The following is an 18,790-nucleotide window of genomic DNA, read 5'->3' as shown; positions in this document are numbered from 1 at the left end:
GCAACGGCGCCGCCGCGCTGTGCGAAAATGCCCGCCTTCACCATTGCCGGACATTGCCATTGCCGGACATTGCCATTGCTACCCTTTCCGAACGCGACGCGCACCGCATCGCCCGCCACGCCCAGGCGGCCGATGCGGGCCGCTTTTTGCATCCGGTGCAGCAAGCCTTGCTGCACCGGCGCGGCTGGCTGACGATGCTGGCGCCGCGCAGCGCGGGCGGCGCCGAATTGCCCTTGCCGCAAGTGGTGCGCCTGGAAGAAGCCGTGGCCGCCGTCGATGGCAGCATGGGCTGGGTACTGACCCTGTGCGCAGGCGCGGGCTGGTTTGCGGGCTTTCTGGCGCCCGGCATGGCGCAGTCCATCATCGGCACGCCGCGCGTCTGCCTGGGCGGCAGCGGCGCGGCCACCGGCTACGCGGAGGAAGAAGGCGACGGCTACCGCATCACGGGCAGCTGGGACTACGCCAGCGGCGCACCCATGGCGACCCACTTTACCCTGAACGCCCTGCTGCGGCGCGATGGCCAGCCCCTGCTCGATGCGGATGGCAAGCCGCGCATCCGCGCCTTCCTCGTGCCCGCCGCGCTGGTGCAGCTGGTGCCTTCGTGGAACAGCATCGGCATGCGCGCCAGCGCCTCGCACAGCTACCGGATCGACGGCCAGTGGCTCGGCAAGGATCATGGCTTCACGATCAGTCCCGACACCGCGACGGCCGGCGGCCCCCTGTACCGCTATCCGTTCTACTCGCTGGCCTACGTGACCCTGGCCGCCAACGTGACCGGCATGGCCGCGCATTTCATGCAGTTGGCCGAAGAATGCATGCGCCACCGCCGCCATGCGCGCGCCGGCTTGCCCCTGCTGGACGTACCGGAAGTGGCCGCCATGCTGCAAGCCAAGAAAGATGCTAGCACGACCGCCCGCGCCCGCTTTTACGCCGTGCTGGACGACAGCTGGGCCCAGGTGGCGGACGGCGCGGCGCTCGACGCGGAAGGCATGCAAGCCGTGCAGGAACGTTCGCTGGAGCTGGTCGCCGTATGCCGCGCCGCCGTCGATGGCCTGTATCCATACTGCGGCCTGTACGCGGCCCGCGAAGACAGCACCATCAACCGGGTCTGGCGCGATTTCCACACGGCCAGCCAGCATTCACTGCTGCTGCCCTGACATTGCCAACCGCGGCTTCGCCGCGCGACAACTTGCCCTCCCCTGGCAGCCGCATGACTGAAAAGGCTGGCGGACGCCATGCTGCCCGGATTGCCTGATACTATGAGGCATTGCTACTTTTCGCTCCCCTATCCATGCACGTCAACACGCTCAGCAGCCTTGCCCAACTTTTGGCCAGCGCCGAAACGGAAACCCTGGCCTTTCCCACCAGCATCAATACGGCCCTGCTCCTGCAAAAGGAACTGGCCAACCCCGATTGCCACTCGGCCGACATCAGCCGGCTGCTGCTGTGCGAACCGACCTTGTCGGCGCGCGCCGTGGCGCTGGCCAATTCGGCCCTGTTTGCGCCCGGCCAGGCGCCCGCCATCACCAGCGTGCGCGGCGCCGTCGAGCGGCTGGGCCACCGCAACCTGTATGCGCTGGCGACGGCGGCCGTCATCCGCCAGCTGAACGCGGGCATCCGCGACGAAGCCTTGCGCGCCCGCGCCACCCAGCTGTGGGCGCACACCGTGCATGTGGCGGCGCTGGCGCATGGATTGGCGGGCGCCGTCACGCAGACGGATGCCGATACGGCGCTGTTCGCCGGCATCGTGCATGAAGTGGCGGGCTTTTATCTGCTGGCCCAGGCCGACAAGACCCCTGGCCTGTACGCCCACCTGGAAACGCAGATGGCGTCCGCCCTGGAAGTGATCGGCCGTGCGCTGATGCGCCAGCTGGGCGTGCCGCAGGCGGTGGCCGACGCCGTCAATACCTTGCCCGGCTCGACCATCATGCTGCCGCCCGAAGGCTTGCGCGACACCCTGCTGCTGGCCAAGGCGCTGGCGCCCGTGCCTTCGCCGCTGCCGCAGGCCGGCATCACCGTCAGCGCGCCGCTGCAAGCCTACCTGGAAAATGATCCCGTGCTGCAGGCGCTGCGCACGCAGCCGTCGGCCGAAACGAAGGCCCTGATTGAGGTGCTGCTCAGTTGATGGCCGATCTGCTATGATGGCACAGGCCGGGATGGACCCGGTCCGCTTTCATTGATGTCCACTGGAAAACTGCCTTGACTACCTCCTTACGCATGCTCGGCCTGGCCGCAGCTCTGACCATGGCGTGCAACGCCAACGCCGACAGCTTCGTTTCCTCGGCATCCAGCGCCGGCTCGCAGTCGAGCGGCAGCATTTCCGATTCGCTCAACGGCTCGAGCAACAGCTCCTCGCGCGACAACAAGGTGGCCAATGGCCCCTACCGCATCATCGACGTGGCAGCCTTGCCGGGACGCAACGGCATGACGCGCCTGACCATGCAGGCCGACGCCACGGCAACGCCGCTGGTGCTGGACTTGCCGCAAGCGGCGCTCGACAAGCAGCAACTGGCGCAGGGCGACGTGGTGCATGCGCAAAACCGCGCCTACGGCATCGAATTCTCGCGCAACGACACGCGCGCCGCCTTCTTCCTCGTGCTGGCCGACGACTGGTACGGCGAAATGGCCACGCGTCCCGTCAGCCTTTGATTCGTTTTCTCCCGCGCCGCCCGGCACTGCTGCTGGGCGTTTGCGCCATCTTCAGCGCCGGCGCCGCGCAGGCGGGCACTTCGCTCGCCACATCACGCTTTTGCGACCGCGCGCAGGAACTCACGGCCACGGAACAGGATCGCCTGTTGCGCTTTGCCGCCGTCGTGCGCGAGGAACTGGCCGCCAGCGAAAGCAGCGTGGCCCTCATCAGCCGCTCCGGCCTGGACCTGGCCCGTTTCGGCATCCGCTATTCGCACGCCGCGCTGGCCTGGCGCCACGACAACGACAGCGGCTGGTCCGCGCGCCAGCTGTACTACGCCTGCGACGAAGGCCGCCCGCGCATCTTCGACCAGGGCACGGCCGGTTTCGCCATGGGCACGGAAAACCCTGCGCTCGGCTATATCTCGCTCGTGAAACTGCCGGCGGAAACCGTGCCGCCCCTGCGCCGCGCCCTGCTCGATCCCGTGCGCGTGCAGCAGTTGCTGGCGGGCCGCTACAGCGCCAACGCGTATGCCTACAGCCTGAAATACCAGAATTGCAATCAGTGGGTGGTGGAAATGCTGGCCACCGCCTGGGGCGAACTGGCCGCGGGCAGCGACTTGCGCGCCCGTGCCCAGGACTGGCTGCGCGCCGCGCCGTATGCGCCCGCCCCCGTCGACGTGGGTGCGCGCTGGCTGATGCTCGGTTCCATCTTCGTGCCCCTCGTGCACATGGACGACCACCCGCCGGAAGCCATCGGCACGATGCAGCTGGCAGTGAGCTTGCCAGCCAGCCTGGAAGCATTCGCGCGCCAGCGCCTGCCCGCCAGCGAACGCGTGGAAATCTGCCACGACGGCAAGCAGGTGGTGGTGCACCGGGGCTGGGATGTGATCGCCGACGGCTGTATTCCAGGCGCAAACGACAGGGTCATCGCCCTCGACGATACGCCGCACGACAGTCCCTGACGACAGTCCCTAAGCAGCGGCCAGTGCCGCTTCGACCTGGTCAAGCAGGCGCGATGGTTCCAGCCCCTGCCCCATCCTGCGAGCCATCTCGCCACACGCCAGCTGGACCCCGGGCGCGGCGAGCAGGCGCGCCAGTTGCCGCTGCATGCGTCCCGCCGACAGACGCCTGGCCAGCAAGACATCCCCCACGCCGAGCCGTTTGACCCTCCAGCCATTATCGAACTGGTCGTACGCGAACTGCACGATCAGTTGCGGAATGCCCGCGCGGAAGGCGTCCGCGCTGGTGCCGATGCCGCCATGGTGCACCACGGCCGCCACGCGCGGCAGCAGGGCCGCAAACGGCACGTGCGCCTGCCACATGACGCTGGCCGGCAAATCCTGCGGCACTTGCGCCGCATGTGGCGTGAGGAACAGGCCGCGCCGCCCCAGCCGACGCAAAACTTCCAGGGCGACGCTGAAATAGCGCTGCGCGTGCTGGTGGCCGGTACCCGGTGTGAACACGATGGGCGGCTCACCCTCGCCCAGAAAGCGTTCCAGCTCCGGCGGCAGGACCGCAGCGCCGTGCGTGGCGGCGCCCATGAAACCGGTTTGCACGAAGTGCGGCGGCCAGTCCGCCTGCGGGGCGGCGAACCAGGCCGGAAACAGTCCCAGCGAGGCATCCGGCGCGGTCAGCATGTGCGCAAAAAAATGCGCTTCGGGCGGCAAGCCGTGCTGCGCGCGCGCCCCGTTCAGGCCAGGCAGCAGCACCGGGTCGACCATGCTGCGGTTGATCAGCCGCCACAGGGCCTGGCGCCAGGCCAGCGGCACCCAGGCGGGAACGCGCAGCGAGCCAGCCGCCAGGAAATCATGGCTGCTGCACAAATTCGATGGCGCCAGATACGCCGCGACGATGCGCAAGTCCGGGCGTACCGAGCGTGCCAGGGCGGCCATCGGCACGAGGAAGGGGTGGCACAGCACCACGCAATCTTCACCGTCCGGCAAGCCTTGCACAACGTCGCGCACGGCGCCCAGGTGCGGCACGAGGCCGCGCCACACCAAGCCCCAGCCCTTGCGTTCATCCCACAGGCCCGGGTCGCCCAGCATGGCCTGGCCCTCTGCCGCGCTGCCAAAGGTGTGATATGGCAGCCTGGACGCCTGCGCGGCCGCTTCCTGCCAGCCCGGCACCAGCAGCAGCACGCGCCGGCCCCGTTGCTGCAAGCCCTGCGCCAGCGCGATAAACGGTTGGATGTCGCCGCCCGTGCCTCTGCTGGCGACGATGACGAGCGGCGTGGCGGCGGCCTGGCCCGCCAGCGCGTCAGCTTGGGGCAGCATCGAGCGCCTCGCCGATCGCATAGAAGCGCCCGCCGGCGATGTAGTGCAGGCTGCGCCAGGATGGATCGGCGTCTTCGAAATGCCAGTGCCCGTCGCGGAACACGCGCGTGTCGGCCCAGGCACCCACCACTTCGCCGATGAACAGGTCGTATGCGGTCTGGTTGTGCGGCTCGGGGATCAAACGGCAAGCCAGCCAGGCCGAACATCCGGCCACGAACGGCAAATCAAAGCCGTCCATGTGCAACAGCCGCACGCCGGCGCGCGCCAGTTTGTCGGGCTGCGCATCGAGGCTGTGCGTGCCGACGGCGTGGGTCAGTTGCAGCTGCGCCGCCGTCGGCACCTGGATGACGAACGTGCCGCTGCCTTCGACCAGGGCGCGCGTGCGCGTTGCCTTGTCCAGCACCACGGTCAGTTTCGGCGGCGCGAAATCGAGGGCGCAGGCCCAGGCGGCGGCCATCACGTTATCGATGCCGCCATGGCGGGCCGAGACGAGGATGGACGGACCGTGATTGAGCAGGCGATAGGCTTTTTCCAGCGGCACGGCGGCGATATGGTCCCGTTCATTCAGCGACAGCAGCATGTCCCACCGGTCGATGCCGGGCCCGAAGCCGTCCGGCGTCACCTTGACTGGCTCAAAGCCGAAACGCGCATAAAAAGCCTGCGTGTGCTGGCTGGTGTTCATGCTCACCTTGGCCACGCCCGGCACGGCGCGGATGGCGTCCAGGCGCGCCTGCGTCAGCGCGCGGCCCAGGCCCTGGCCGTGCAAATCCTGCGCCACCATGCCCCAGCACAGGCTGGCCACCGTGCCGCCCCCGTCCAGCGCATGGCCGCCGCAGGCGACGATGCGTCCGTCGCGTTCGATGACCAGATACGGATGTGTCGAATTTTCCAGCCAGGCGGCAAAGTCCGCGCGCTCGGACGGGTCGAAAAAGCGCGGCGTATTGCCGTCGAAAAGAGCCAGGCAGGCATCGCGGTCGCCGGCCTGGTAAGGACGCACTGTTTGCATTTTTTGTACTTAAAAAAACATGAATGGCAATTATAAGGGGCGCGCGCTCAAGCCAGCTGTTCCGGGCCGACGACGTGCACGCCCGGCGTGCCGGCCAGCGCCGCTTCCAGCAAGGCGCTGGCGATGCGCGGCGCGGGATTGATACGCCAGCGGCGCGGCAGCACGGGACCGAGCACGCGCAGGACGTGCAGGGCAGCGCCCTCGCCCGCCCGCGCCTCCTCGCGTTCGCCGCCGATCAGTCCCGGCCGCACGTGGGTCAGCGATGCAAAGCCCAGCGCTTCGAGGTCGCGTTCCAACTCTCCCTTGACGCGGTTGTAGAAAAAGCGCGAGGCCGCGTTGGCGCCGGCGGCGGAATTGAGCGCATACGTGCGCGTGCCGGCCGCCAGCGCCAGGCGCGCCGCGGCCAGCGGATAGTCATGGTCGACTCTGCGGAACGCCTGCCGCGTGCCCGCCACCTTCATCGTCGTGCCCAGGGTGCAGATGACGGCATCCGCCTGCCACCAAGGGGCATCGGCCGGCAAGCGGTCGAAGTCGACGAGGGGCGCGTCCAATTTGGGATGCGCCGGCAAGGGCTTGCGCACGGGCGCGACAATCGGCGTGACGCACGCATCCATCAGCGCCAGGCGCAGCACTTCGCGGCCCACCAGGCCCGTGGCGCCTATCAGTATCAGTTTCATTCATTCTCCCCGCATGCTGGACGCCACACGATACAGCATCGGGCGCCCAGGCAGTGCATCAGGCGCCCGCGTGCGTGTGATAGATCTTGCTCACGATGGTCCACTCGCCCTGCACTTTGAGCAGATTGAAAAAGTCGGTGAAGCGGAAGCCCGAGAGTTCGTCCGTGTCGACGCGCGCGCTGGCCGCCGTGCCCACGATATCGATACGCGCGATGGCCGCCTTTGCCTGCGGCGATGGCCGGAAGGCGCTGTCGATGATTTCGAACAGGCCTTCGATGGGACCGCCCGTCAGCTTGTCTTCGCCGTCGACGCCGAAAATGGTGGCCTCGCTGCTGAAGGCGGGGCGCATGATACTGCTGTCGGCCTGCGCCCCGCCCGCATTGTATTGATTCAGCACGGCGACGATGGCCTGGTAATCCTGCACATAAGTGGTGTTGTTCATGTTGCGCTCCTTGGGTGGGTGAAAAGAAAAATCAGGACTGGCTGGCGGGCCAGTCGGTGTAGCCGACGGCGCCGCCGCCGTAATACGCCGCGCGCGGCGCCACGGCCAGCGCCACGCCATGGCGCAGGCGCGCCACGAGGTCCGGGTTGGCGATGAAGGGACGGCCAAACGCCACCGCATCGACCTTGCCGGCGGCGCGGCGCGCCAGCGCCAGCGGCAGGTCGTAATGGTTGTTGCCGATGTAGGGGCCATCGAACAGCGCCCGCAACGCATCGAGGTCGACGCCATCGGGCACGTCGCGCGAGGTGGCCGTGGCCCCCTCGACGAAGTGCAGATAGGCCAGCCCGTGGCGGTTCAACTGTCCGATCAAATAGCCATAGGTGGCCATCACGTCGCTGTCGACGGGCGTGTTGCCCGCGTCGGGCGTGACGGGCGACAAACGGATGCCTACCCTCGATGCGCCCCAGATGTCCACCACGGCTTGCGTCACTTCCAGGGTCAGCCGCGCGCGGTTGTCGATGCTGCCGCCGTAAGCGTCCGTGCGCCGGTTGGTCGAATCGCGCAGGAACTGGTCGAGCAGGTAGCTATTGGCCGAATGCACCTCGACGCCGTCGAAACCGGCGCGCAGCGCGCATGCGGCCGCATGCGCATACTGGGCAACGATGCCGGCGATTTCCCCAGTTTCCAGCGCGCGCGGCATCGACACGGGCTGCATGCCACTGGCCGTGTAGGTGCTGCCCTCGGCGCGGATGGCGGACGGCGCGACGGGCGCGGCGGCGCCGGGCTGCAAGCTGGTGTGCGAAAAGCGTCCCACATGCCACAGCTGGCAAACGATCTTGCCGCCGGCCGCATGCACGGCATCGGTGACCAGCTTCCAGCCAGCCACCTGCTCGTCCGACCAGATGCCCGGTGTCAGGGCATAGCCGCGCGCCTGCGGCGAAATATTCGTCGCCTCGCTGATAATCAGGCCGGCGCTGGCCCGCTGGGCGTAGTACTCGGCGTGCATGGCGTTCGGCACGCCATCGTCGCCCATGCGGCTGCGCGTGAGCGGCGCCATGACGATGCGGTTGGCCAGCGCCAGCGCGCCCAGCTCGACTGGAGAAAATAAATCGTTTTCATGCTGCTCGGTCATCGTATTGCTTTCATATTGTGCGAGAGGTCAGAAAATAACTGACCGGTCGTCTATTAAATAGTTAAAAAAAACGGCTACGCCAGCAGCCGTTGCGTGGTTGACATGGCCGCGTCGAACGGCCCGCCGCTTCTGTCCACCTTGACCATCAGGGAAGCGCCCAGCCACAGCTGGTACAGCGATTCGGCCAGCACGCGCGCCGGCGTTGCCGCCGCCACCGAACCGTCGAGGTGGCCCGCTTCGATGCACTGCGTCAGGCGGTCGAGGACGGCGCCTGTGCCCTGCTGCAGCACGGCGCCCATGTCCACGGACAGGTCGCACACTTCGGCGCCCAGCTTGACCACCAGGCATTTGCCTTCCGACGCACTGCCGGCCTGGGTCGCGCTCCAGTAGTCAAAATAGGCGAGCAGGCGCTCGCGGGCGGTGCCCGGGCCGTCCAGCAAGGCGTCGACCGTCTGCAGATAGGTGGTGAAGTAATCGTCGAGCAAGGCTTGGCCAAACTCTTCCTTCGACTTGAAGTAATAGTAGAACGAGCCTTTCGGCACGCCGGCCGCCGCCACCAGTTCGGCCAGGCCCACGGCTGTATAGCCCTTCTCGGCCATCAGGGCCTTGGCGATGTCGATCAGGTGCTGGCGCATGTCAGCGGAGGATTTTTTGCTCATGCGGCCAGTATAGCAAAAAATCTGACCGGTCGTCTAGTAAACTATCCCCTGCTCCGCCATCACCCGAGGCGCAGCGCCAGCGCGGCCAGGGTCACGAGCAGCACGGGCACGGTCAGCACGATGCCAACGCGGAAATAGTATCCCCAGGAAATGTGGATATTCTTGCTGTCGAGCACGTGCAGCCACAGCAAGGTAGCCAGGCTGCCGATAGGCGTGATCTTCGGGCCCAGGTCGCTGCCGATGACGTTCGCGTAGATCATCGCTTCGCGCACGGCTCCCTGCGCCGTCGTCGGGTCGATGGCCAGCGCGCCCACGAGCACCGTCGGCAGGTTGTTCATCACGGACGACAACAAGGCCGTCAGCACGCCCGTACCCATGGCCGCTCCCCACACGCCGTACTGCGCAAAGTGGTTCAGCATGCCCGTCAGGTAAGCCGTCAAGCCCGCATTGCGCAAACCGTACACGACCAGATACATGCCCAGCGAAAAGACGACGATCTGCCACGGAGCATGACGCAGCACATGGCGCGTGGAAATCACGTGGCCCCTGCCGGCCACCACCAGCAGCAGCGCAGCGCCCACGGCCGCGATCAGGCTGATGGGCACGCCCAGGCGTTCTTGCGAGAAAAACCCCACCAGCAGCAGCGCCAGCACCAGCCAACCGGCGCGGAAGGTACCCAGGTCGCGGATGGCGGCGTCCGGGCGTTTCAGCTGCGCGACTTCGTAGTCGCGGGGGATATCCTTGCGGAAAAAGAGCAGCAAGGCGGCCAGGGTGGCCAGCACGGCGACGACGTTGACGGGCACCATCACGGCAGCGTACTCGGCAAAGCCGATCTTGAAGAAATCGGCCGAAACAATATTGACCAGGTTTGACACCACGAGCGGCAAGCTGGCCGTGTCGGCGATAAAACCGGCCGCCATCACGTAGGCCAGGGTGGCCCTGGCGGAAAATTTCAGCGCCCGCAGCATGGCGATGACGATGGGCGTCAAGATCAGCGCGGCGCCGTCATTGGCGAACACGGCCGAGACGAGCGCGCCCAGCAGGACCAGCAGCACGAACAGTTTTCTGCCGCTGCCCCCGCCCCAGCGCGCCACGTGCAGCGCGGCCCACTCGAAGAAGCCGGCCGCATCCAGCAGCAGACTGATGATGATCACGGCCACGAAGGTGCCCGTGGCGTTCCACACGATATGCCAGACGACGGGAATGTCGCCCCAGTGGATCACGCCGGCCAGCAAGGCGACACAGGCGCCGATGACGGCGCTCCAGCCGATGCCCAGGCCGCGCGGCTGCCAGATGACGAGGATTAAGGTGGCGAGAAAGATGAGGAAAGCGGTGAGCATGGGGCGAGATTCCGTTCATGCGGCATCGCGGGCACCATGCGCCGCAGCCATTGAATATCATCAATAATTCTATAATACTGGAATTATTGAATCAAAGCAAAGCTGCGGCGTACTGCCTTACTTCAGCGCGATGGCGATATCGACCAGCCCCACCGCCCCGTTGCCGATGGCGGAAGCGGCTGGCGTAGCCGCACCGCCGCTCAGCACGGCGACACCCGTCGCCAGGTCGATGCGGTACAGCGAGCTCGGTCCCGTGGCCGATGTGCGCAAGGCCGCCAGGGCCAGGCCATTGGCGCCGCCCGCGATATCGAAGCCCACGTCGCCCGCCGCCACCACGCCAAGCGCGCCGATGTTGACCAGGGTGCCGTCATTCGGCGGACTTTGCAGGGCGAGCGCCGCGCTGGCCGTGTCGATATCGAACAGCATGGTCGCCGTCGTGCCGGCAAAGCTGTTGGTATAGGCGGCGGCCGTCACGCTAGGCGCCGCGCCCGCGCGGTTGACGGTACCGTCGGTGGTGGTGGCGCCCGTGTCGACATTGATGCGCAGGCTTTGCCCCGCGTTGCCGATCACGCGCAGGCGGTCGGCGACGGGATTGAAATCGACGCCAAAGGCCGTGCCCGCGATGGCCGTGTACGGCGCGCTGACGTCCGCCGCATCGGCGGCCAGCGTCGCCTTGACGGTGGCGGCCCCCGTTGCCGGGTCGATGGTGACGATGCGCCCCGTCGACGATATCCCGTACAGCAAGCCATCCTTGGGACGGATGTCAAAGCCCAGCAGGCGCTCGCCTGCCGCCAGGCCCGTCACGGCCACGTTGGCATCGAGGGTGTTCGGCGTGGCCGTCTTGAAGGTGACGATGCGGGCGTCGTCCGTCAAGCCGTAGGCGACGGGCGCTGCCGGCGCTTTCAGGGCGATGCCGCGCAATTCTTCCGTCACGCCGATGGCCGCCACCAGGGTCGCCGGCGCCGTGGCCGCGGCCAGGTTCAAGGTGTACAGGTTGCGCGCGCCGGCCACCGTCATGACGGCGTAGCCCGTATTCGTGCGCGCATCGATGTCAAAGCCGGCCACGCCGGTGGCCGCCACGCCCAGCGGCACGGCGCTGGCCAGGGTGCCGTTGTTGGGCGGATTTTGCGTGTACAGGGTGGCGTTGGCCGCATCGATGACAAATAAAGTGGTGCTGGCCGTGCCGGCAAAGCTGTTGGTATAGGCGGCCGCCGTGATGGCCGTATTCGCTGCACCGCCGTTGATATTGCCATCTGTCGTGGTCGCGCCCGTATCGACGTTGATGCGCAGGCTCTGCCCCGTGTTGCTGACGATGCGCAGGCGGTCGGCGACGGGGTTGAAATCGACGCCGAACTCCGTACCGGCCAGCGCCGTGTACGGGGCCGTCGCATCGGCCGCATCGGCGGCCAGGGTGGCTTTCACGGTGGCGGCGCCCGTCACGCCATTCAGGGTGTAGATGCGTCCCGTGCTGCCGACGCCATACAGCTGGCCATCGGCGGGACGGAAATCGATGCCCAGCAGGTTTTCGCCGGCCTGCAGGCCCGTGACGGTGGCCGTCGTGCGGATGGCGGCCGGCGTGGCGCGGTCGAATGACAGCAGCTTGTTGCTGGCGGTGAGCACGAAGACGTCGCCAGCCACCACCACGGGCGGCGGTGGCGTGACGACAACATCGTCGTGGTCGCTGCCGCCGCCGCAAGCGGACAAGGTCATGGCGACGGCGGAAACAAGCAGCAGCTTGGCGTATGGCAAGGTTGGCAGTGGTGACATGGTCGTGGTCCCGATAGAGTGAGTGGAGGTGCCGCTCATGCCGCCGTTGCGGCGAGCGCACCCCTGTACTACTCGCCGTGCCCGCGTTTGGATGCAGTGATGCAAAAAAATTTATTTCGGTGCAATTTATGCTTGTGTTTAGGCAACTTAATCGGTGTATAGTCGCAGGCACGATTGACACTGGGGGCAGGAAAGTGGCGCGCATCTATCAGACCAACAACATGGGCGAAGCCGACGTGCGGGTGGCCATCGCGCAGCGTGGCAATGCCGACTTGCTGGTGCACCGCGTGGCCAGCTGGGGCCTGGCGCATGGCGACGCACAGTGGTTCATCACCCGAGAGCGCCAGGATGCAACGGCCAGCGTGTATTTCACCTCGCAAGGCTTCGCGCAGCTGACCATCAGTTTTGTCGACCACGCCAGCGAAGCGGGTTGGACCCGGCCACATCGGCTCAAGGGCTGCCTGTCGCACGGCGGCAGCTGACATCAAGCGGAGGAGCTCGTCATGGATTTGATCTTGTTGGAACCCGGCAACCCTGAACTCGTGTTCGGCAAGACGCCGGACGGTGGCAATGCCGGCATCGACGCCATCTGGCGCGACGCCGCTGCGCTGCAGGGCATGGGACCATGCATCGAGCTGGTCTCGCTGCACCAGGGCATGAAGCAGCAAATAACGACGGACGTCAGCAATTCGGCGCGCACGTCGGGACGGCCCGTGATCACGGAATTTACCTGCGTCAAATATGTCGACCGGATCTCGGTCAACTTGTACGACCTGTGCCTGCGCGCCAAGCCGCTGGGCACCGGCACGGACCAGCCAACCAAACTGTACATCGCCCGCAACTCGGGCGACAAGACTGCCAACATCATGACCATTTGGCTGCGCGACGCCATCATCAGCGAAATCCAGCTGCAAACCCATCCCGATGACATGCCGACCGAGCAGTTCAAGCTGAATTTCACGGAAATCCTCTGGAGCCACAGCGTGCAGCAGGTCGACGGCAAGCCCGGCCCACAACACACGACGGGCTGGAGCCTGGCGCGCAACCGGCCCATCGGCGCCTTCACGGGCTAAGCAAGGCGCCTACTCCTCCAGCCCTCCCCCCAGCGCCTTGTACAAGGCCACGGCCGACTTGAACTGGTCGCGCCGTGCGTCGAGCAAGGCTTGCTGGGCCGCATACGACTGGCGCTGCGCGTCGAGCAATTCCAGGCGGCTGTCCTGGCCCGCGTCGTAGCGCAGCTGCGACAGGCGCTGGCGCTGCTGCGCCGCCACCACCACGCGCTGCTGGGCATCGATCTGCTGCGCATACGTGGCGCTGCCGGCCAGGCCGTCGCGCACCTCACGAAACGCCGCCTGGATCGCCTGCTCGTACTGCAGCACGGCCACGTCCTTGCGCAAGCGCGACAGCTGCAATTCCGCGCGCAGCTGGCCGCCCTGGAACAGTGGCTGCGTCACTTGCGGCGCGAACGACCAGCTGCGCGCGCTGCCGCGGAACAGGTCACCAAGCTCCGGGCTGGCAAAACCCAGCGACGCCGTCAGGGACAGGCGCGGGAAGAAGGCGGCGCGCGCGGCGCCGATTTCCGCATTCGCCGCCACCAGCGCATATTCCGCCTGCAGGATGTCTGGGCGGCGCGCCAGCAAGTCCGACGGCAGGCCGGGCGGCAGCTGCGTCAGCACGGGCTGGCCATCAAGTGCGCGGCCAGCCGGCAAATCGGCGGGCAGCGGCGCGCCCAGCAGCAATTCCAGGTTGTTGCGCGCCAGGGCACTGGCCCGTTCGCGCGCCTGCACGTCCGCTTCCGCCGTCGCGGCCTGCCCTTCCGCCTGCGCCACGTCCAGGCCGCTGCCCTGCTGCGCGCCGTGCAGGCGCTGCGTCAGCACCAGCGCCTGGCGCCAGTCGAGCAGGGTTTGCCGCGCCAGCGCCAGCTGCTCTTCCGCCAGCCGCTGTTCCAGATACGCATCGGCTACGGCGCCGATCAGGGCCATGTGCGCGGCGCGCTGGCCCTGCTGCGTGGCCAGGTAGCGGGCAAACGCGGCGTCCGACAGGGAGCGCAGGCGGCCGAACAGGTCGATCTCGAACGCGCTCATGGCAATGCCGGCCGTGAACTGGTTTTGCGTGACCGCATCGGCGCCGCGCTGGCGCACGCCGCCCGCATTCGCGCCGATGGCCGGATAGCGGCCCGCATCCTGGATCTGGTACTGGGCCCGCACGGCTTCCACGTTGAGGGCCGCCACGCGCAAATCGCGGTTGTTTTCCAGCGCAATGCCGACCAGGCGCTGCAGGCGCGCATCGAGCAGCATCTGGCGCCAGCCCAGGTCCGCCGCAGTGTCCACACTGCCCGGTGCGGAAACCTCGGCATACGCTGCAGGGATCGGCGCCGCCGGCTTGACCAGCGGCGGCGTCAATGAACACGCCGACAAGGCCAGCGCGGCCAGGGGCGTGATAAAGAATAAACGCATTACAACTCTCCTTCCACCGCCTTGACGGCGATGCGGTTACTGCGTTTGTTGAAATAGCTGCTCATCTTGTCGACGGCGCCCAGCACCACGACAAAAAACACGGGCACGAAAAACACGGCCAGCACGGTGGCGGTGATCATGCCGCCAAACACGCCCGTGCCGATCGCGTGCTGCGTCTCGGCGCTGGCGCCCGTGGCCAGCATCAGCGGCACCACGCCCAGCGCAAACGCCAGCGACGTCATCAAAATCGGGCGCAAGCGCAAGCGGGCCGCCTCCACCGTCGCTTCGACCAATCCCTTGCCTTGCGCCTGCAGCTGGCGCGCATATTCGACGATCAAAATGGCATTCTTCGCCGACAGGCCGATGATCGTGATCATGCCCACCTTGAAGAACACGTCGTTCGGCATGCCGCGCAACATGACGGCCAGCACGGCGCCCAGCAATCCCAGCGGCACGACCAGCATAACGGAGACGGGAATCGACCAGCTTTCATACAGGGCCGCCAGCACGAGGAAGACCACCAGCATCGACAGCGCCATCAGCATCGGTGCCTGCGAGGCCGATTCCTTCTCTTGCAGCGACTGGCCCGTCCACGCCAGCGCGAAGCCCGGTGGCAGCTGTTTCACGAGCCGTTCCATTTCCAGCATGGCGTCGCCGCTCGATACGCCCGGCGCCGCGCTGCCCGAAATGCGGGCCGCAGGATAACCCTGGTAGCGCACCAGCTGCAGCGGCGATTCGCTCCATACGGGGCGCACCAGTTCACCCAGCGCCACCATGCCGCCCGCATTATTGCGGATGCGCAGGGCCAGCACGTCGTTCAACTGCATGCGCGACGGCGCATCGGCCTGGATGATCACCTGCTGCATGCGGCCGGCGTTGGGGAAATCGTTGACATAGGTCGAGCCCATGGCCGCCGTCAGCATGTCGGCAATCGCCGTAAACGACACGCCCAGCGCTTCGGCCTTGGTGCGGTCGATGTCGAGGCGCACGCTGGCGCCGGGCGGCAAGCCGTCCGGATACACGCCCGCCACCTTGCTGCTTTGCGCGGCCAGTCCCAGCAACTGGTTCTGCGCCGCCTGCATGGCCGCGACACCTTGGTTGGCGCGGTCTTGCAGGCGCATGGAAAAGCCGGACGAGTTGCCCAGTTCATCGATGGCGGGCGGCATCAGGCTCATGATCATGCCCTCCTTGGCCTGCGACATGGCCGCCTGCGCCAGCGCCACTTCTTCCTGCGCCGTGGCGCCGTTGCGCTGTTTCCAGTCCTTCAGCATGGTGAACGCCAGGCCCGCATTCGGGCCCGCGCCGGAAAAGCTGAAGCCGAGAATAGACTGGTTCACTTCGATGCCGGGCCGCGTGGCCACGTGCTGCTCGTACAGCTTGACGACGTCGAGCGTGCGCTCCATCGTCGCGTCGGACGGCAGCTGGATCGAGGTGATGAAGTATCCCTGGTCTTCTTCCGGTAAAAAGGCCGACGGCAGCTGCATGAAAGCGACGCCCAGCGCTGCAACGATGGCGCCATACAGCACCATCGAGCGGCCCGCGCGTTTCACCATCGCCACCACGCCCTTTTCATAGCGCGCCGTCATGCGCTCAAAACCGCGGTCGAACCACAGGAAGAAGCCCTTCTTGTCATGGTCGTGCGGGCCTATCGGTTTGAGCATGGTGGCGCACAGGGCCGGCGTCAGGGTCAAGGCCAGGAACGCCGAGAACAGGATGGACACGGCCATGGCCAGCGTGAACTGGCGGTAGATCGCACCGACGGAGCCGCTGGCCAGCGCCATCGGAATGAACACGGCCGTCAGCACCAGGGTGATGCCCACTACCGCCCCGGTGATTTCGCGCATCGCTTTCGACGTCGCTTCCTTCGGCGACAAGCCTTCTGTCGCCATCAGGCGCTCGACGGCTTCCACCACGACGATGGCGTCATCGACGATGATGCCGATGGCCAGCACCATGCCGAACATGGTCAGCACGTTGACGGAATAGCCGGCCATCAGCATGACCGTGAAAGTGCCCATCAGGGCGATCGGCGCGACGATGGCGGGAATCAGCGTATAGCGTATCTTTTGCAGGAACAGATACATGACGAGGAAGACCAGCACCATCGCTTCCAGCAAGGTGATGACGACCTTCTCGATCGAGATTTTCACGAACGGCGCCGTATCGAACGGTACCGAATATTTGATCCCGGCCGGCATGGTGTGCGCCAGTTCGGCCATGCGCGCACGCACGGCACTGGCCGTCTGCACGGCGTTGGCACCGGGCGACAGCATGATGGCGGCGCCCGACGCGGCTTGCCCGTTTTCGCGGATGCTGAAGTTGAAGCTTTGCGCGCCCAGCGCCACTTTCGCCACGTCGCCGATCGTCACTTTCGAGCCGTCCGCATTCGCGCGCAGGACGATGGCGGCAAATTCGGCCGGCGTTTGCAGCTGGCCCTGCACCGTCAGCGGGATGGTCACGCGCTGGCCGTGTACGGCGGGTGAGTCGCCCAGGCGGCCCGGGGCGATCTGCGCATTTTGCTGCGCGATGGCCGCCGTCAGTTCGCCCATGGCGATGTTGTACGACACCAGCTTGGCCGGATCGACCCAGATGCGCATGGCCCGCTCGGAGCCGAACAGCTGCACCTTGCCCACGCCGGGAATGCGGCGCAGTTCTTCCGTCACGTTGCGCGCCAGGTAGTCGCCCAGCGCTACTTCGTCATGCTGGCCATTGTCGGAAATCAGGCTGACGATCATCAGGAAGCCGGACGACGCCGACTCCACCGTCAAGCCATTTTGCCGCACGGCTTGCGGCAGGCGCGGCTCGATGGCTTTCAGGCGGTTTTGCACGTCCACCTGTGCCATTTCCGGGTTCGTTCCCGGCTGGAAGGTGACGGTGATCGAGGCCGAGCCCGACGTATCGGTGGACGACTCGAAATACAGCAGGTGCTTGACGCCCGACAGTTCGCGTTCGATCAGGCCCACCACGGAATCGTTCATGGTTTGCGGCGTGGCGCCGGGGTAGTTGGCGCTGATGCTGACGCTGGGTGGCGCCACCGAAGGGAAGCGCGCAATCGGCAATTGCGGTATGGCGATCAGTCCGAACAGGACGATGAAGACCGCCACCACCCACGCAAAGACGGGGCGGTTGATGAAAAATTGAGGCATGTCGTTAAACTTTCATTGTATTCGAGTAGCGCATCAATGCGCACTGACGACGGTGGCGGTGGCAACGGCGGCCGGCTTCCACGGTTGCGGCGCGGCAGTGGCGCCCGGCTGCAGGCGCTCCTGGCCTTCGATGACGACGGTTTCTCCCGCTTTCAGGCCGCCGTTGACCACGTACTGGTGGTCGATCACGTCGCCCACGGCGATCGTTTTCAGGCTCGCTTTGTTCGTGCCATCGAGCACCCAGGCCTGCGCCTGGCCGCCGCTGCTGTGCAAGACGGCTTGCTGCGGCAGCAGCACGCCATTTGCCTGCACGGCGCGGGCGATGCGCGCACGCACGAACATGCCTGGCAAGAGCTGGCGCTGCGGATTGTCGACCAGCACGCGGATGACGGCGTCGCCCGTGCCCGCATCGACGCTGATGCCCGAGAACAGGATGCGGCCCGTGACGGGATGCGGCTGGCCATCGGCGCCTAAAATGGTCACGGGCAGCTTGTCCGCTCCCCCGTTGCCCGAGGCTTGCAAGGCTGCCAGCGCGGCGGCCGGCTGGCGCACGTCGACGTACACCTTGTCGATCTGCTGAATGCGCGCCATCGGCGTCGCATCGGCCAGGCCCACGAGCGCGCCTTCCGTCACCAGTTCGGAGCCGATGCGCCCGGCAATCGGCGCCTCGATGCTGGCAAAAGCCAGGTCCAGGCGGCGGCGCGCCAGGGCGGCACGCGCCTGCGCCACGGTGGCCACGGCTTGCTCTCGCTGGGCCACGGCGTCGTCATACGCCTGGCGGCTGATGGCGTCCGCCTCGACCAGCGGTTTTAACCTGTCGGCCTGGCTGCTGGCGCGCTTCGCCGTGGCCACCGCATGCTGCAAGGAGGCGGCGGCCGAATCGACGTCCGCCTGGAATGGCGCCGGGTTCAGCTGGAACAGCTTCTGCCCCGCTTTCACTTCGGCGCCCTGCTCGAACTGGCGGCGCAGCACGATGCCGCCCACCTGCGGGCGGATATCGGCCGTGCGGAAGGCGGCCACCCTGCCCGGCAATTCATCGCTGAGGACGACGGGCGCCGCCTGCAGCTTGAGCACGGTGACGGCGGCGGGCGGCGCGGCGCCTTCTTCCGGCGCGGGTTTGGAACAGGCGGCAAGGCTGAGCAGTGCCGCGGCGATCAACATGTTTTTCTTGGTGAGGTGGCTCGGATGCATGGTCTTTCTCTATGGCAGATCCCAACCGGCGGTCCGGTCGACAGATAGCCGCAGCATAAAAGCCTTGCGT

17 protein-coding genes and 1 pseudogene are annotated in these 18,790 nt (G+C 66.6%); 6 read left to right on the top strand and 12 right to left on the bottom strand.

The window, feature by feature from the left end:
* The first annotated feature begins 59 nt into the window (after positions 1-59).
* The 4 genes from AC4BCN_RS13840 (at position 60) to AC4BCN_RS13825 (ending at position 3,593) form a co-directional block, all read left to right on the top strand.
* Positions 60-1,157: an acyl-CoA dehydrogenase family protein gene (locus AC4BCN_RS13840; protein WP_490493534.1), complete on the top strand. Its 1,098-nt coding sequence runs from the start codon at positions 60-62 to the stop codon at positions 1,155-1,157.
* 170 nt (positions 1,158-1,327) lie between these two features.
* Positions 1,328-2,125, top strand: a complete 798-nt coding sequence (locus AC4BCN_RS13835; RefSeq protein ID WP_490493533.1) for an HDOD domain-containing protein — start codon at positions 1,328-1,330, stop codon at positions 2,123-2,125.
* Between the two features lie 92 nt (positions 2,126-2,217).
* Positions 2,218-2,649, top strand: a complete 432-nt coding sequence (locus AC4BCN_RS13830; RefSeq protein ID WP_034754765.1) for a hypothetical protein — start codon at positions 2,218-2,220, stop codon at positions 2,647-2,649.
* Positions 2,646-3,593 carry a DUF2145 domain-containing protein gene (locus AC4BCN_RS13825; RefSeq protein ID WP_490493532.1) on the top strand — a complete coding sequence of 316 codons (948 nt, stop codon included), beginning with the start codon at positions 2,646-2,648 and terminating at the stop codon, positions 3,591-3,593. Before AC4BCN_RS13830 ends, AC4BCN_RS13825 begins: the two co-directional genes overlap by 4 nt.
* A 9-nt stretch (positions 3,594-3,602) precedes the next feature.
* Here AC4BCN_RS13825 and AC4BCN_RS13820 read toward each other — a convergent pair whose 3' ends face one another.
* The 9 genes and pseudogenes from AC4BCN_RS13820 to AC4BCN_RS13780 form a co-directional block, all read right to left on the bottom strand.
* Positions 3,603-4,904 (bottom strand): glycosyltransferase, encoded by a 1,302-nt coding sequence (locus AC4BCN_RS13820; protein WP_490493531.1) that lies wholly within the window; start codon positions 4,902-4,904, stop codon positions 3,603-3,605.
* Positions 4,888-5,484: a flavin reductase family protein gene (locus AC4BCN_RS13815; RefSeq protein ID WP_490493601.1), complete on the bottom strand. Its 597-nt coding sequence runs from the start codon at positions 5,482-5,484 to the stop codon at positions 4,888-4,890. Before AC4BCN_RS13815 ends, AC4BCN_RS13820 begins: the two co-directional genes overlap by 17 nt.
* Positions 5,485-5,490: 6 nt before the next feature.
* A pseudogene (locus AC4BCN_RS13810) lies at positions 5,491-5,910 on the bottom strand (GNAT family N-acetyltransferase); the annotation flags it as partial.
* Positions 5,911-5,957: 47 nt separating this feature from the next.
* Positions 5,958-6,587, bottom strand: coding sequence for a Rossmann-fold NAD(P)-binding domain-containing protein (locus AC4BCN_RS13805; protein WP_490493530.1), 630 nt, complete (start codon positions 6,585-6,587; stop codon positions 5,958-5,960).
* A 58-nt stretch (positions 6,588-6,645) separates the two neighbouring features.
* Positions 6,646-7,029, bottom strand: a complete 384-nt coding sequence (locus tag AC4BCN_RS13800) for a nuclear transport factor 2 family protein (protein WP_128139507.1) — start codon at positions 7,027-7,029, stop codon at positions 6,646-6,648.
* A 31-nt stretch (positions 7,030-7,060) separates the two neighbouring features.
* On the bottom strand, positions 7,061-8,161 hold the full coding sequence (locus tag AC4BCN_RS13795; protein ID WP_490493529.1) for an alkene reductase: 1,101 nt from the start codon (positions 8,159-8,161) through the stop codon (positions 7,061-7,063).
* A 74-nt stretch (positions 8,162-8,235) separates the two neighbouring features.
* Positions 8,236-8,820 (bottom strand): TetR/AcrR family transcriptional regulator, encoded by a 585-nt coding sequence (locus AC4BCN_RS13790; protein WP_490493528.1) that lies wholly within the window; start codon positions 8,818-8,820, stop codon positions 8,236-8,238.
* A gap of 59 nt (positions 8,821-8,879) precedes the next feature.
* Positions 8,880-10,160, bottom strand: coding sequence for an arsenic transporter (locus AC4BCN_RS13785; protein ID WP_490493527.1), 1,281 nt, complete (start codon positions 10,158-10,160; stop codon positions 8,880-8,882).
* A 117-nt stretch (positions 10,161-10,277) separates the two neighbouring features.
* Positions 10,278-11,927 carry a DUF4394 domain-containing protein gene (locus tag AC4BCN_RS13780; RefSeq protein ID WP_490493526.1) on the bottom strand — a complete coding sequence of 550 codons (1,650 nt, stop codon included), beginning with the start codon at positions 11,925-11,927 and terminating at the stop codon, positions 10,278-10,280.
* Between the two features lie 194 nt (positions 11,928-12,121).
* Here AC4BCN_RS13780 and AC4BCN_RS13775 point away from each other — a divergent pair, with 194 nt between their 5' ends.
* Positions 12,122-12,409: a 7(1) septoil knot domain-containing protein gene (locus AC4BCN_RS13775; RefSeq protein ID WP_034754781.1), complete on the top strand. Its 288-nt coding sequence runs from the start codon at positions 12,122-12,124 to the stop codon at positions 12,407-12,409.
* Between the two features lie 21 nt (positions 12,410-12,430).
* Positions 12,431-13,000 (top strand): Hcp family type VI secretion system effector, encoded by a 570-nt coding sequence (locus tag AC4BCN_RS13770; protein ID WP_490493525.1) that lies wholly within the window; start codon positions 12,431-12,433, stop codon positions 12,998-13,000.
* Between the two features lie 9 nt (positions 13,001-13,009).
* Here the strand turns inward: AC4BCN_RS13770 and AC4BCN_RS13765 are convergent, their stop codons facing one another.
* The 3 genes from AC4BCN_RS13765 to AC4BCN_RS13755 are packed head-to-tail and all read right to left on the bottom strand — an operon-like array spanning position 13,010 to position 18,720.
* Positions 13,010-14,383, bottom strand: coding sequence for an efflux transporter outer membrane subunit (locus tag AC4BCN_RS13765; protein ID WP_490493524.1), 1,374 nt, complete (start codon positions 14,381-14,383; stop codon positions 13,010-13,012).
* Positions 14,383-17,529 carry a multidrug efflux RND transporter permease subunit gene (locus AC4BCN_RS13760; RefSeq protein ID WP_490493523.1) on the bottom strand — a complete coding sequence of 1,049 codons (3,147 nt, stop codon included), beginning with the start codon at positions 17,527-17,529 and terminating at the stop codon, positions 14,383-14,385. The genes AC4BCN_RS13765 and AC4BCN_RS13760 overlap by 1 nt, the downstream gene beginning before the upstream one ends.
* 33 nt (positions 17,530-17,562) lie before the next feature.
* Positions 17,563-18,720 (bottom strand): efflux RND transporter periplasmic adaptor subunit, encoded by a 1,158-nt coding sequence (locus AC4BCN_RS13755; RefSeq protein WP_490493522.1) that lies wholly within the window; start codon positions 18,718-18,720, stop codon positions 17,563-17,565.
* Between the last annotated feature and the right edge of the window lie 70 nt (positions 18,721-18,790).

Source organism: Janthinobacterium sp. Bl 1 (assembly GCF_058215535.1).
The sequence above is the reverse complement of the archived record's forward strand: the minus strand, read 5'-3'. Positions and strand labels throughout refer to the sequence as shown.

What these genes read in the sequence shown, in the direction of transcription:
- AC4BCN_RS13830 (WP_034754765.1), top strand. Translation starts at nt 2,218, where the DNA reads ATGCTCGGCCTGGCCGCAGCTCTGACCATGGCGTGCAACGCCAACGCC.
- AC4BCN_RS13820 (WP_490493531.1), bottom strand. Translation starts at nt 4,904, where the DNA reads ATGCTGCCCCAAGCTGACGCGCTGGCGGGCCAGGCCGCCGCCACGCCG.
- AC4BCN_RS13815 (WP_490493601.1), bottom strand. Translation starts at nt 5,484, where the DNA reads ATGCTGCTGTCGCTGAATGAACGGGACCATATCGCCGCCGTGCCGCTG.
- AC4BCN_RS13805 (WP_490493530.1), bottom strand. Translation starts at nt 6,587, where the DNA reads ATGAAACTGATACTGATAGGCGCCACGGGCCTGGTGGGCCGCGAAGTG.
- AC4BCN_RS13800 (WP_128139507.1), bottom strand. Translation starts at nt 7,029, where the DNA reads ATGAACAACACCACTTATGTGCAGGATTACCAGGCCATCGTCGCCGTG.
- AC4BCN_RS13795 (WP_490493529.1), bottom strand. Translation starts at nt 8,161, where the DNA reads ATGACCGAGCAGCATGAAAACGATTTATTTTCTCCAGTCGAGCTGGGC.
- AC4BCN_RS13790 (WP_490493528.1), bottom strand. Translation starts at nt 8,820, where the DNA reads ATGAGCAAAAAATCCTCCGCTGACATGCGCCAGCACCTGATCGACATC.
- AC4BCN_RS13785 (WP_490493527.1), bottom strand. Translation starts at nt 10,160, where the DNA reads ATGCTCACCGCTTTCCTCATCTTTCTCGCCACCTTAATCCTCGTCATC.
- AC4BCN_RS13780 (WP_490493526.1), bottom strand. Translation starts at nt 11,927, where the DNA reads ATGTCACCACTGCCAACCTTGCCATACGCCAAGCTGCTGCTTGTTTCC.
- AC4BCN_RS13770 (WP_490493525.1), top strand. Translation starts at nt 12,431, where the DNA reads ATGGATTTGATCTTGTTGGAACCCGGCAACCCTGAACTCGTGTTCGGC.
- AC4BCN_RS13765 (WP_490493524.1), bottom strand. Translation starts at nt 14,383, where the DNA reads ATGCGTTTATTCTTTATCACGCCCCTGGCCGCGCTGGCCTTGTCGGCG.
- AC4BCN_RS13760 (WP_490493523.1), bottom strand. Translation starts at nt 17,529, where the DNA reads ATGCCTCAATTTTTCATCAACCGCCCCGTCTTTGCGTGGGTGGTGGCG.
- AC4BCN_RS13755 (WP_490493522.1), bottom strand. Translation starts at nt 18,720, where the DNA reads ATGCATCCGAGCCACCTCACCAAGAAAAACATGTTGATCGCCGCGGCA.